General features: G+C 67.7%; 6 protein-coding genes. 3 read left to right on the top strand and 3 right to left on the bottom strand.

Features of this window, described 5'->3' with window-relative positions:
• Positions 1-81 precede the first annotated feature (81 nt).
• The 3 genes from KG102_RS10680 to KG102_RS10670 all read left to right on the top strand — a co-directional run bounded on the left by KG102_RS10680 (position 82) and on the right by KG102_RS10670 (position 4961).
• Complete coding sequence (locus tag KG102_RS10680) at positions 82-933, top strand: hypothetical protein (protein ID WP_208288917.1); 852 nt, start codon at positions 82-84, stop codon at positions 931-933.
• A 151-nt stretch (positions 934-1084) separates the two neighbouring features.
• The gene (locus KG102_RS10675; RefSeq protein ID WP_208288919.1) at positions 1085-1915 is read left to right on the top strand and encodes a hypothetical protein; all 831 of its coding nucleotides are present in this window, start codon (positions 1085-1087) and stop codon (positions 1913-1915) included.
• 415 nt (positions 1916-2330) lie between these two features.
• Positions 2331-4961: a hypothetical protein gene (locus tag KG102_RS10670; RefSeq protein ID WP_208288921.1), complete on the top strand. Its 2631-nt coding sequence runs from the start codon at positions 2331-2333 to the stop codon at positions 4959-4961.
• Positions 4962-5272: 311 nt separating this feature from the next.
• On the opposite strand, the gene KG102_RS10665 is transcribed toward KG102_RS10670, so the two are convergent.
• From KG102_RS10665 to KG102_RS10655, 3 genes are read right to left on the bottom strand one after another with little or no spacing between them, the layout of a single operon-like run.
• Positions 5273-7090: a hypothetical protein gene (locus KG102_RS10665; RefSeq protein WP_208288923.1), complete on the bottom strand. Its 1818-nt coding sequence runs from the start codon at positions 7088-7090 to the stop codon at positions 5273-5275.
• 5 nt (positions 7091-7095) lie between these two features.
• A complete protein-coding gene (locus tag KG102_RS10660) occupies positions 7096-10815 on the bottom strand; it encodes a helicase-related protein (RefSeq protein ID WP_208288925.1) in 3720 nt (1239 codons plus the stop codon).
• Positions 10812-13256, bottom strand: coding sequence for a DISARM anti-phage system protein DrmE domain-containing protein (locus KG102_RS10655; protein WP_208288927.1), 2445 nt, complete (start codon positions 13254-13256; stop codon positions 10812-10814). The genes KG102_RS10660 and KG102_RS10655 overlap by 4 nt, the downstream gene beginning before the upstream one ends.
• Positions 13257-13284: the final 28 nt, after the last annotated feature.

Genomic DNA, 13284 nt, shown 5'->3' with positions numbered 1-13284 from the left:
CGTCTTCTCGGGACGATGCGATGGACACATGCAGGAGGTCGTGGGCCCCTTCCGACATCCATGAGTCGGTAGCGTCCGAGTGTGACGACTGAGGCGTACTACTTCGCCGATGGCCTGCCCGGATGCTGTGCGACGCAGCAACTCCGCCTGCGGGTCCGGTACCTGGAGATGCAGCTCACGACAGGCCACGACCATGACGCCTGGGCTGTCGGGCTCGACTCTTGGGACATGACCGTCCGCGTCGACCTGAGCGACGATGAGCAGCTCGGGGAGTGGCGGGTGGCGCTCGAAGAGCACCTCGGGCGGTCACTCATGTCGGATGCTGAACTCGACGAGGCACTCCTCGACCACGGCATCGGCATCAATGGGGACCGCGGCGCTCGGGTGGCGGACGCGACGTTCGTGGTAGCGCGCTTCGACGACGACACCGGCGCGGGTGCCGATCGGCCTGTGATCTCAGACGGGCACTCCTTGGCCTTGGCGGCCGACGATGCGGCTGACGACCTCATCGACACGGTCGCGCCGATAGTCGGAGCGGACGAGATGTTCAGCGATGAGATCTGCGAGCTGTTTCCGGATGCGGCGGTCTCTGACGCCTTGCTGATCCTGCGCACTGTTCGCGTCGCGCCAGTCGTCCGAGGAAATGGCATCGGCGCTTGGGCAGTTGCTCGAGCCGTAAGCGCTTTGGTTGGCGGCGCGACCCTTGTCGCGGCCAAGGCTGCGCCAGTGAGTCGTCGCGATGCGATCCCAGGGATAGCCCATCGCAACGACCTGGACGAGGTCGAGCAACGGCTATGGAATGCAGAGCAGGCGCGGCTCGCGGAACACTGGACCCGCGTGCTCGGCTTCGAGCGACTTCCGTCTACGCCCACCCTCCTCGTGTGGCACAGCGTCCTCACGAATCGCCAGTTGCGCCGAGCGCTTTCCCGATGAGTCGTGAGCCCCATCGCCTGTTTCGCCGACGCGATTCTGGACCTGCGCGTCGATCGCCGCACCTTCAGCTGATGACGCGTCGCCTCTCTTTCGAGACGATCTCTCGCGTGCCGATTCCCGAGGCGATCAACAGACACCCAGGTGGTGCCACGTGACGCTGGAGCCGCAGATCGCCGTCTCGACCCTCGAGGCTGCTCTTCGCCAGTTGATGACGCGCCAGTTCGAACAGGTCTACGGCGCCGAGTGGCTGGACCGTGTGAGTACCGGCGAGCAGCGCACGCGATGGGCAAGTCTCTACGACGAGGAGAAGAGCCGGCGGCACGGGGTCGCGGTCGTGGCTCCCGTCGGCCTCGCCTACAGCGAGCTCTCCCACCTGGTGGCAATCGCGGACAGGCACTGGCAGCACATCGCTCCAGCTCTCGGCGAGAAGAGGAAGAACCTTCCGCTGCTGCAGCACGTCGTGCGACTGCGCAACTCCACTCAGCACTCACGCGACCTCATGCCGTTCGAGCGCGAACTCATCTCCGGAGTCGCCGGCCTCATTCGAAACGAGGTGACTCTCTACATGTCGAGTCAGGATCCCGCCGGCGACACCTATCCGCGAATCGAGGCTGCGCACGACAGCTTCGGTCGCGCGGTGGAACTCTGGCCGGAGGTAGATGAGACGGCGGGTAGCGTGCCCGCCGGCGCGCCCACCCCGACCGTGCGCGTCGGCGACATCGTGACGTTCAGCTGTGTCGGCATCGATCCCCAGGGGCGTGACCTGCGTTGGTGGCTGTCCTCAGAGGCGCGTGGCTCGCTCGGCGGTCTTGTCGGGCAATCGGGCGTACAGGTTGAGCTCGAGTGGCACGTCGTGGATGACGACGTACGCGAGAGCCTTGCAGTGACAGTTCGGATGCAGGCCGAGGGCACCCAGTACCACCGGGCCGGAACCTACGACCAAGGCGCCTTTTTCATGTTCCGGGTTCGCCAGGGCGAGTAGTGCCGGTGGCAACCGCTGAGCTAGTCGCGGATCGTTCGGCATCGGGACGGAGGTAGAAGCGGGTCCGAGCTGGCCCTCGCGGCCCGACGCATGCGAGAGGGTGAGCATAGGGGTTCCCGACGAACATGCGGCCATGGTGGCAAGTCGGCGGCGCGGCTATGGGCCGTGGGGCACTTCGGGTGGTGTCGCGAGCCGTGGGGCCGATCACCGGTTCACGGTCATGGGGACCTGCCCGGAGTTTCGGTACCAGCCTGATCACCTCGAGGCAGAGGTATGGGTGGCATTTCGCCTTCAGTCCCTGCAGCGTGTGCCGTGGTGGGCGAAGATGCGGTGGCCTATAGACCGGAGCGGTGCGATTCGGGCACGCTGACGCTCGCGCCCGCCCGCCGTGAGTCGGGTCGCCGTGAGGAGACCGATGGGTAGCGCCGTGTCGAGTGGCCGGTTCGCGGTGCGTCAGCTGGTGCTGGTGGCGTTCCTAGCCGCGGGTGCCTTGTCGGCGTGGTTGCTCAGGTGGGGCGACGGTACTGAACCTTCGACGGTGCAGTTCCTTGCCGCGCAGGTGGTTGCGCTGTTGCTCGCGGTGGGCGGCAACGTGCTGGTCTCTGCCCGGTCGGGTGGTGGGCTGCCACGTGAGCAGGTGAACTCTGACACGCTCGCGTGGGATGCGGGCCCCGGCCGGGTGGTTGATCACGGCGCGTGGGCGGTGGCTCGTGATAGTGCGGCTGGACCTATGGTGCGGGTCGCGTCGTGTCCTGCTCATCGGCCGGCGGTCGTGGCCGGGCTGCTTCGGGGTGCGGCGCACGATGGGTTCGCGGCTGTCCGGGTCGACTCGGCGGAGGTTGACGCCGTCCGGGGGGACTTCGAGCGGGCCGTGCGTGCGCGGGCGGGTCTGGGACGTGGGCACACATTCGGTGTGCCTCGCGCGTTTCGGGTCGCGTTCGTCGCTGACGGCAGCGACGACGACCCCTCCGGGGCTCCGGGCCCCGATGTGGTGCGGTCAATTCGTCGGTTCGTCGGGGCGTGGCCGGGGTCGCTGTGGGTGGCGGTGGTGGACGGGGGAGCGTGCGGGGCGTGCGCGGACCCCGCCTGGGATGCGGATGCTGTTGAGCCCGACGGCGCCGCGGCCTTGGCCGGTTCGCGGGTGTCGGGTGGGGCGTGGCGGTACCTGGCGGGCAGGTTGCCGGCGTTGCTGCTGTCGGTGCTGGCCGTGACGTTGACGGTGGGGCTTGCTGCGGTGGTGACAGGTTCTACGGTCTCCATCAACGCGGACGCCTGGATGGGGCTCAGCTTCCCGGCGCTGCTTGGGTTGCTTGCGTCGTGCGTTGTCGTGGGGGCGTTCCTCGTGATGGGTGCGTCGTTGCACCTCAATGGGATGCCGCGACCGGTGCAGGCCCGTCAGTGGGTGGGGGCGGCGGCCGCTGCGCTGGTGGTAGGCGTCCCGCTCGCCTACCTGCTTCACAGTGCCAGTCCGCACGAGGCGGTGGGCTGGAGCGCTTCGCTGCTGGTGGTCGTGCTGGTGGTTCGCGCTCGGGGCAGGTTGAGCGTGGAGTGGTGGGCGGGTGCTGCTGGTGCGTTCGCGTGGGTGGCGGCGGTCGGGCTGGTGGTTGGCGCGGATGCGTCTGTGTACGCGTGGGCGGTGGTCGCAGGCGTGATCGTGGCGAGCGCTGCTCTGCGGGGGCGCACCTGGGGGTGGGTGCTGGCGTGCGTGACGCTGGCGGTTCTAGCGGTGATCGCGCCAGCGCCGGAGTCGTCGAGGGTCGGTCCTGACGGTGTTCTCCTGTGGTGGGAGTGGCCTGAGCTGTCGGATGCGACGGGTAGCGCCGCGCGGTCGGTCGGCTGGTGCGTCGTGGCGGCGCTGGTGGTGGTCTCGGTGCGGCGTGCGCTGTCGCGCTTCGAGCGGGTGTTGGTGGTCGTTCTGCTTGCTGGGGTGAGTCTGCAATGGGCATGGCCGTCGTTCGAGCGGTACGCCGACGTGTCCGTGCTCGAGCAGTTTCTGGTGATGGTGGTGCTCGTAATCACGGGCGCCCTGGTGGTGCAGGCGGTCGTAGCCGGTGATGCGGGCCGTGGGTGGCGGATGGCGGTGCTGGGGATCTTCGTGGTGTGGGGGTTCGCGCACGTCGTTCTCCGTGTGTTGAACAAGTCCAGCCTGCAACTGGGTCCGATTGCGCTGCTGGGGGTGGCTGCGGCGGTAGGCATCGTTGCGCACACCCCGTCGGGGCAGGCCGCGCTAGCAGCGTTGCGGCGGTGGGCGGCTGCGGTCGGGATGGCCAGGGTTCTCGATGGTCGGACGTGGGCGTTGGTGGCTGCGGCCGGGGCTGTCGGCCTGATGAGGGCGATGGCTGACGATCCCGAGCTGAGTTCGTTCGGGAGCGCCGCGCGGCTCGTCGGGGCGCTGTTGGTCGTGCTGGTGGCCCTCGCGTGCCGCTACGGGTCGCAGGGGAGTGACCCGCTGCTGTGGTCGTTGTTGGTGATGCTGGTGCTCGTCGGGTGGAACTTCCCGGATGACCCCTACCTGCCGTTGTGGGTGGGCATGGCTGTGTTCGGTGGACCAGGAGCGGCCGGGCGGCGGTCTTTGTCGAAGCCGCGGTGGGGGGAGGTGCCGGTGGTGGTTCTGCTGGGGGTGGGGGTCGCGCTGGTTGCGGGTGTGTTTCCTGGGTTCCTCGTGGCTCTGGTGGCGCTCTTCGTAAGGCCAGCTGAGCTGAGCTCGTCGTGGGTCGTGACGCGCCGCCGTGACTGGGCGGTGCGCGCCCTATATTCGGCGATCGCGCTCCTGGTAGCGGTGGTGGTGGTAGTTCTTTTCGAGGGGGCCACATTGGCCGGGTCGGGGGCGTCGTCGCTGGGTGAGGTGGCTGCGAGCGATTACGTGGATGCGCTGATCCTGATCGCGGCGCTGACGATGGTTAACGTGGCGGGTGCTGCGTGGATGCTCGGGACGTGGCAGCAGGCAGGGTGGGCCCTGCTCTCTCAGGAGCTGCCTCGCAGGTTCGGGCCTTCAGTGACGGCGCATCAGATGAAGTTGGCGCGGCGTGAGGGCACCTGCGGGTGACGTTGCCGCGCGGGCCGGCGCGGCGCAGGGTTTGGCTGTGCCGGCGTAGGGGTCACCACTCCTGCTCGCGGTCAGGAACGGTCGGAATGTCGACGACGCGCTGAGAAAGTCCTCTGACGACGGATGCGACCGGCCTCCGGGACTCTGGAGGGGTGATCGCGCTGGAGGCGTGGGCTGAGATCCGTCGGCTGCATCGGGCGGACGGGCTTTCGAGCAGCAAACCTAGTCGCCGACTAGTGACTAGCCGTGGCGCCGACAGGCTGTATCGCGCGGATCGCTGGAGCGGACAGGGTGAGGTGCCGAACGCCCTTTTACACGGCTGCCGGCCGCGCCGCCGCGAGCGCTCCGCGGGACAGCAGGAAGTCGGCCAGGACCCGGCGATCCAGGTCGGCATTGAAGTGTCGACACCCGAACGTCAGGTAGGCGCACCGTTCACACGACCGGTGCTCACGCTGGTAGCAGATGGGATCGTTCTCGCAGTGGATAACTTGGTCGCACACGCTGCGCAGCCAGCTGAGCGACCGGCTGTTCAGCAGAGTCCAAAGGGACCCGAGGGTGAAGTCCTTCAGTGAGTTCGCGTACACCGCGAAGGTGAGTGTCTCCGGCACCATCCACTCGGCCAGGCTGGACTCAGCGAAGCCGACCTGCCCGTCGTCCAGCCCTCTCAGCAGGAGGTGGCTCAGGGTGTGAATGAGCGTGCGAATGGTGTCCGCCGGCGCCGGCCGCGCGCCAGCATCAGCAAATATCTCCAACAACTGGCGCCGGGCCGTGCGCTCATCCGTAGGAGCGGTGACGGCCTCCCCCCGCTCGTGCAGGAATGTGAGGACTTCCTTGGGTGACAAGGTCACCAACAGCGCTTCCGTCGTGGTGGCCACGGCGTACACCGGGTACTTGTTGTCGTGCTCACGTTGGTTGCGAAAGCCGCGGATCGCGCCATGGCCCGGCTCGTGTTGCTCGCGGGTGAAGCCGAACGCGACTTTGGCGATCGGGAACTCCCATGTGACAGCGAGCTCGGAAATCCCCATGGTGGTCGCCACGTCAACCGCCTGCTGCATGGCGTCGGCCTGCAAGGTGTCCCCGCGCTCGCGGGCCACCTCGACCTGGTCGGCGAGTGCCATGCGCGGGACCTCGTTCCGGTCGTAGACGGCGGCGCGCTCATAGAACGTGCGGGCGGCTGCGACGATTTCCACGGCGGCCTCCGACACCGTTCCCAGTGCGGCCAGGCCGGTCTCGACCGGGCCGCGCACCCTCTTCAGGTCTGCGATCTCGTCGGCGCTGAGCCCCATCTCGATGTAAACGGCTTCCTTGACCTCCCATTGCGCGGCGGTCATCCGCTTGCCGTCGCTTCGAGTGTCCGCCTCGCCGAGGCCGTCCTTGATTGAGCCGATGAGCCCCAGGAAATGTGCCACGGCGATCTGGTTGCGATTAGGGTGACGCTGGTAGGTCTGGAAGGTCGAGGACTCGACATTGACCAGGTCGACGTAGTGAGCCCGGTACGCGCGCGAGTCGTCGAGCGTGTGTGCGCGCATTCGGACTACCCCGTCGGGGCCGGGCCACTTTCCGCAGCTGCACGGCGACATGTTCGTGCGCGAGGTGACCGCGCCATTGCACCCGGGTCCGTGGCAGCGCCACGTCGCAGTCAGGAAGCTGCCGGTGTTGTCGAATGAGATCTCGTCGTACCCGTGCGTAGGGCACTTGGGGACGTAGACCTTCTTAACCTGCCCGCAGTTATGAGCGCTATAGAAGCGCAGTTGCTGCTGGGCGGCGCCGCACTTAGCGCACCGCCCACCTTCGGCGGCGATATCGCGGGCATTCTGGTAGCTGCGAACCCGCCCGCACGAGCGGCGCGTGCACTCCAGGATCAGCGGAAACAGCTCCCATCGGACCGCTTCCGGGGAGATGATGCGGTACTCATTCATCCGCGCGTCGCGCGGCAGGGGAAGATCGTACCGATCGTCCTCGGGCCAGTTCTCAAGGTAGTCGGCGATCTCGGAGAAGATGACGACGTCGTTGAGGTCTGTCAGACGGCGTCCGTCGACGGACAACACCTGTCCGTACACGCGGTCCTCGTGCCGGAATACAGCCCCGGGCAGGAAGCTGTACAGGACCTGGCTGTGGCTGCGAAGCACGGGAGCTACTCCTTGTCGGCGGCGTCGGTCGCCTGGTCGCTAACCCAGCTGTGTCCGGTTAGGGCAGCGAAGGCGTCGCGGCTGTGGTGGGTGACGGGGAAGTCCGCTGGCTCGTCGATGTCGCGGAAGTTGCTCAACGGTGCCTGGTGGAACAGTTCGGAGGTCAGCTTGTGCTGCGCAGGCACCGACAGCGCTGGGTACTCGATGTCAGCCCACCGCTCCAGCGCACGGTCGGCCAGTTCTCGCTCCATGGTCGGGTCGTTCACGCCGCCGATCGGGGTTTCGTAGCAGCGGCGCAACCTCTCGCGTAGCACCGTGTCGACTGCGGCTCGGTGGCTGCGCCACCAGTCCTGGAAGTCCTTCGCGCGGCGCACCCCGGCGCCCGGCGCATTCATCGCTGGGTCCCGAGCGAGATCATGCAGCAAAGCCAGGGCAAGCCCTGGCACGGTGCGCGAAGCGACGAAGTAGGCATACTTGTTTACCGGCACCGGGGTGACCATCTGGTCAAGGAACTGGTGGTAGCTGGCGAAGTTCGTGAACAGCGAGCGCTCCCGGCGCGAGAATGCGTCGTAGACAGTGACCACCAGGCCGGCGTGGGTGCGCCCCGAGCGGGCGGTGACCTGGATGTAATCCGCGGCTGTGGTCGGCATCCCAGCCATGATCAAGACGTTGAGCCGGTCCAAGTCGACGCCATGGCTGACAACCGACGTGCCGACCATTGCCCGGAGGCGCTCAGCGCGGTCGGTAGCCAGCGTCTCATTTTGCACGCGGCTGATCGCCTCGGCCAGGTCTGGGATCGGAACCTGGCCCGTCAGTACTACGTGCTGCACTGCGCCAAGCCCGTCGTGCTCCATGTCCGATGACAGCGAGCGCAACTCCTCCTCAAGCTTGGAGCCGTGCGCTTTGCTGTTTACGTATCCCAGCGAAACCTCGTAATTGAACAGAAGCTCGACAGCGTCGGCATGCTGGGGGGGCTGAGTGCGTGCTGTTTCGTCTGCCCAAGAAGTTGGGTCCTCGAGGCCGAGCGCGGCCAGCGCTGCGGGGTCGTCCTGCAATTCGGTGATAGCACGGAGAAGCTCACCCTGTACGGCGGCGGCGACGTCGGCCTTGCGCCGGTAGTGCGGCAGGATCCCCAGGAAAGTGCGCCGAACCGTCGGCTGCGTTTGGGTGTAAAAGCTGCGGTCGCGGTCGTAGCCAGGCGACGGAAACGCCCGGGGGATGCGCCCGTAGACCTGGCGCAACTGGTCCTGGTACTGCTCAATTGTCGCCGACGCCGTCAAGATCTTCGTCGGTAGCGCCGACGGCCCCCCGCGCTGCAGTTCCGCGATCAGGCCCTCGTAGTGCCCGCTGAAGGCGCCGAGTTCCTCCTTGAGTAGGTGCATCTCATCCTGGATCGTCAGTGCGGGGACGGGATCCTTGAAGTACGGCGCGGCCGGGTACCCGGACTTCGGCGGGTCGCACAGGTCCGCGCCGGCGAGGCAGGCTCCACCGGTCGGGAACGAGAAGTAGCCGTGCTTGGGGCACCGGAACCGGGCGCCACGACTAAATGCGGTGTACTCCGGGAACCAGGTGTACCCGCTTAGCTTGTCGACCGTGGAGATCACCACGGTCGGCAGGTGTCGGTACACCTCGACGTCGGTCATGTGGAGCGGCAGCGACCGCCCGCATGTGGTGCATTGGTGGATTAGCCGCACTGCGTCGACGTCGAGTACGAGATCGATGCTCGCTGCCGAGCAGTACGGGCACCTTGTCACCAGTCGGTCCTTGGCGTGGTCTTCAGTGAACGTGCCGTTGGCGACAGCGCGCACCTCGGCTTCCCAGCCGCGCCACCACGCCTTGGGGTACTTCAGGCTGTTCGGCGTTCCGCCGCCGCCGACGAGGTACCCCAGTGAAAACGGGTCCGCGCCGGCCCGGCCGATGTTGTTCTCTCGGCGCAGGTCCTCAGCGATGACCAGGACTCGCAGCATGCGGAACAGTTGTTGGACGGACAGCATGCGCAGCGGGAAGCGGAGCCAGGATGTGACTCCGCCGTCCTTGCCGCGGTCCCGGTCGTAGAACATCGCGGTGATGATCAGGCCCAGGTACGCCTCGGTCTTGCCCCCGCCGGCGGGGAACCACAGCACGTCGGCGTGGTCCAGCTCGCGGCGCATCTCGACGTCATCATTTTCACGAGCAGCCAGCGCGGGCAGGTGGGACACGATGTAGACGAGCTGGAACAGGCGCCAGGTGTCGAAGCGCGCGCCTGAGTTGGCCTGGGCGAACACCTCATTGGCTAGTTGGAACGCCTGCGCTAAGCGCGGGTCGTCCCGCATGGCGCGCAGCCCGAGCTTGAAGCGGCGCAACTCGTCTGTGAACTGGTCCAGGCCGGCCTGCGCCTCGCGGTGGTGCGAGGTACCACCGGCCGCGGCGACGAACTGGGCGTACTCGGCGGCGTAGTCCTCCATCGCGGCCTGGACGGAGTCCAGAATGAGCTCGGGGGCTGCCGACAGCGCTGACCATTGCAGCGGGTCGACGTGCCCGACGCGTGGATCGACCACGCGCTGCACGTGCGTGGGCAGCGTCTCGGCGCGAATCCCGCCGGCGTCGGTGGCGACGGCGACACATGCGGTGCCGCGGCCTGGGACCTCGGCCAGGTCCTCCATCCGGTAGTCGTCCGGGGCGAGGTCGAACCGCTGGCGCACGAACTCGGTGGTGGCGCCGGGATGCACGGCGATCTGCGTGTCGTAGACCGCCAGGTCCTGCAAGGTCCGTTCGGTCAACTCGGTCGCGTTGCGCAGTGCGACGCTGACGAGGTACTCGCCGTCGCCGAGCGGCTGTGCAAACGCGGTGACCTCTAGGTCGGGATACCGCGGAGCCCAGGCACGGTCCAGCGCGCGGTCGACGGCTGCCGCGAATACTGCTTCGTCGTCCAGCACCTCTCGGGGCAGCTCGTTCCGGGCTGAACCGACGAACGGGCGCATCGCCGACGCGCCGGCGTAGTGGGCATCAATAACAGCTTTCGCCGCCTCGACCAGTGGCGCGGCGATCGTCGTGACTGCACCGTCGGCGGAGATGTCGACGTGCATGGTCGGCAACGTGATCTCGTGGCGGCGCCAGGCACCTAACAACCGTGTCTTCTTCGCGCGCTTGCGCACTACCCGGGAGCCGAGGGTGACGGCAGGAGTGGCGGTAGCGGCCGCCGTTGGCGCCACGACCTCGTTCGTGCCTCCCTCAGTGCCCTCCGTGCCGGTGGTCGCGTGGTCGTCCTGCACCCCATCTGCGGGGCTGTCATGCGCCGGTGCCACCAGTTCCGCGGTCTCCGCGGCCCCGAGGTATGTGCGCTGCTCGGCGAGGGTGGCGACCTCCTCCATGTACAGCGCGAACGCGACGTCCAGGTTCAGCGCCAGCCCGGCCCCGGGGGACGTTTCGCGCATTCGGAAGTCCAGGGCGATCGACGGGATCTCTCCCGTGGGAGCGGTCGACAGCGGCCCTGCTGGTGCCGCGGGCGTCGGCGCTACGGGCGAGGCCGTCGGAGCGGCCGGGGCGGGGGTGATCCGGATCGGCTCCAGCACCCCGAGCACGACGTTCTGCTTCGGTTCCCAGGGCGGGGCGTGGCGCTGCCCAGAGCGGTCGCCGAGCCGGTCGCCGATTCGACCGATGAGCCAATCGACGATCGCGCCCTCGCGCTGGTTCTTGAGGGGCGCGCCCGGAGGCGCTGACGGCGGGCGGTGCCTATCGATGGTCAACGAGACTCCAAGGTTGGGTGCATCGGACGGGTCCGGGGCCCCGAGTAGGTAAGTCGCCGCAACTCGACGCTGGGTACGACGTTTGAGGGTCCAATGGAGCGAACCTGGCGGACGTCAAACTCCTCGAGGATCTCGGTGGGATCGACGCCTCCGCATAGGTCTGACAGCCGCTGAAGGTGCGTCCCACCGGCGCCGGAGACCGCTTCCGCGATCGCGGCGGACAGCAACTGTCCGAGCGCGCGGTGCAGCCCGCGAAGCCGAACGGCCAGGGCGCCGATCCGCTCCCATGTCCGGTCTACCAGGAGCGTGTCCTGCCATGCGAGGCGCCCAACGCGCCGGATGTCCTCGATGTCGTCGGGGGCGATCACTGTGCCGCGCGCCCAATTCGAGCAGGTGGCGCCGGTGGTGATCTTGCTGCCGCGCTGGTTGAGCGCGCGCGCGACCGCGTCCCAACTGCCGAAGCGGTCGTGAAGCTCGTCCACGGCATTTCGGAAGCGTCGCAGGATGAGCTCGACCGCCATGACGTCAGCCTCGCTGTGAACCGACTGCAGCAGTCGTTGGTACAGCCCGCCGCGACTCTCCCCGCGGGGAATGAGCAGCTGCATGCCAGGTTGCAGACCGTGAACCGGGGTCGAGAAATACCGCGTACCGGCCAGGACCTCGACTTGCGCCGAGGCGGGCAGCCAGTACACCGCACCGTCCGGCTCCAGGGTGACCGGAACGGCCGACACAGGGCGGCCGCCGAGATCCGGCGTGTTCGGGCCGGTCAGTTGGGTGACTGCCAGGGAGAAGTCCTCGAACAGGTCAGTCAGGTCGATCCCAGGGACGCTAGCAGGCGCCTCGTCGTGTTCGCCGCGATCGTCTATGCGCACGGGTCCGTACACGACGGTTGGCCGAGGCTGCTGCACCTGTGGCACCTCAAGTGCCAGATCCGCACCGGCGCTGGCGAGCGCGGTGCGAAGGTCGGTCTCGACCGCGCCGATGGACAGGTGCAGCCAACGCTCCTCGTCCCGGTCGACCGCCACGACGTGCTCCGTCGCCTCGCCCGATAGCAGGGCGCCGCGCCGCCAGGGAGCCGGGGCACCCAGGTGCAGCTCAAGCGTTGGGGCCGACGCCCACGGACCGGTGTCACTGTACGGAATGACACGCAACTTGGCGTGAGCTGGGTCTCCGTCATCCATTTGTCCGGCCAGGCTCGGGCGCGCTTCGAGGAGATCCGCCTCGAGCGCACGGGCGGCGGGCCGGCTGTGTGCCCGGACAACGACCCGTGCACCGGGGCGGTTCGCCTCGGCCCAGTCGAGCAGTCCAAGGAGGAGGTCCAGACGCGGGTTGCATTCGGTCAGTAGGTCCGTCATTTGCAGCGCAGCGCGGCGCAGGTCGGGCCAGTGCGTCTCCCGAAAAGACGCCCACCGGTCGCGCAGGTCCTCTCCGCGCGAACGCCGGAGGTATGCCGCGAGAGTGGCAGCGCTGACCCCGCGCGGGTCGGCGGCCGCCCACACGTTCGCCGTCGGGACCTGTCCCCACAGGCTGCCTAGCAGGTTGACCAACCGAACCGCGTCGGCGACCGGGCGGGGTAACGGCCCGCCGACCTTGCGCGCCGCAGCGATAGACATCAAGCATGTCCTGCGCAGCGACGCAAGCTCCGGGGCGGAATATATGGCCACGCCCAGGGGGCGGGGCAGCATCGTCAGTAAGCAGTTGGTAGATAGGGCGCCACAGGCGCGTCCGGCGCCCACCTCGGGCACCATGTCGGTGCGGAGCCGCGGCGTCCAGGGCCAACGCAGCCACCCGGCGTCGCCGGGCATCGGAGGAGGATCGCCGAGCGATCCGATGACGATGATTCGACCGGCGTGGTGTTCCTTGCACCATGCGAGCGCACCTTCGAGCGTCTCGGGGTTGCGGAAACTGGCTCGGTCGATGACGGCCAGTCCGACCTTCACGCCGGTGAGTGCCGGCCAGCCCAGTGTCGTGTTGAGGTACAGGATCCAGTCGGGACGCTCGGCGGGGTCGTGGATCTTCCCGTGCATGTCGGTCAGTCGACCGTCGGCGCGGACCCTCTGGGCGCTGAGTCCCTCCGAGAGGTTGTACCTGCCGATCTTGATCAGACGTAGGCGCTCGGTCAGGTTGGTGTTGCGTCCGATAACGGCGACGACGCCGCCGAACCCTTCGGCGTCGAACTGCTGCCGCAACCGGGCGCCTTGGCGCATCAGGTGGAGGTAGACGCCCATGAAGACCGCGATGTCGCTTCGTCCGCGGGGCATCTCCAGAGACAGATTCTTGTCGGTGCGTGTCAGGACCTCCCGCACCAGGTTGATGGTGGCCTGGTCCAACGGTCCCGGCGTGACTGGGGCGCCGTTGTCGCTAACCCGGAGACTGTGCAACTTCTCGAGCAGATCACCGGGATGGATTTCGGCAGGGACGAGCACGTCGAGGTACTGCATCCGCCCCCCTTCGATGGGCTGGTGGTGA

Origin of the sequence: Cellulomonas fengjieae, assembly GCF_018388465.1 — a bacterium.
GTDB classification, from domain to species: Bacteria; Actinomycetota; Actinomycetes; order Actinomycetales; family Cellulomonadaceae; genus Cellulomonas; species Cellulomonas fengjieae.
Note: the sequence above shows the minus strand (reverse complement) of the source record. Positions and strands in the feature narration are given on the sequence as shown.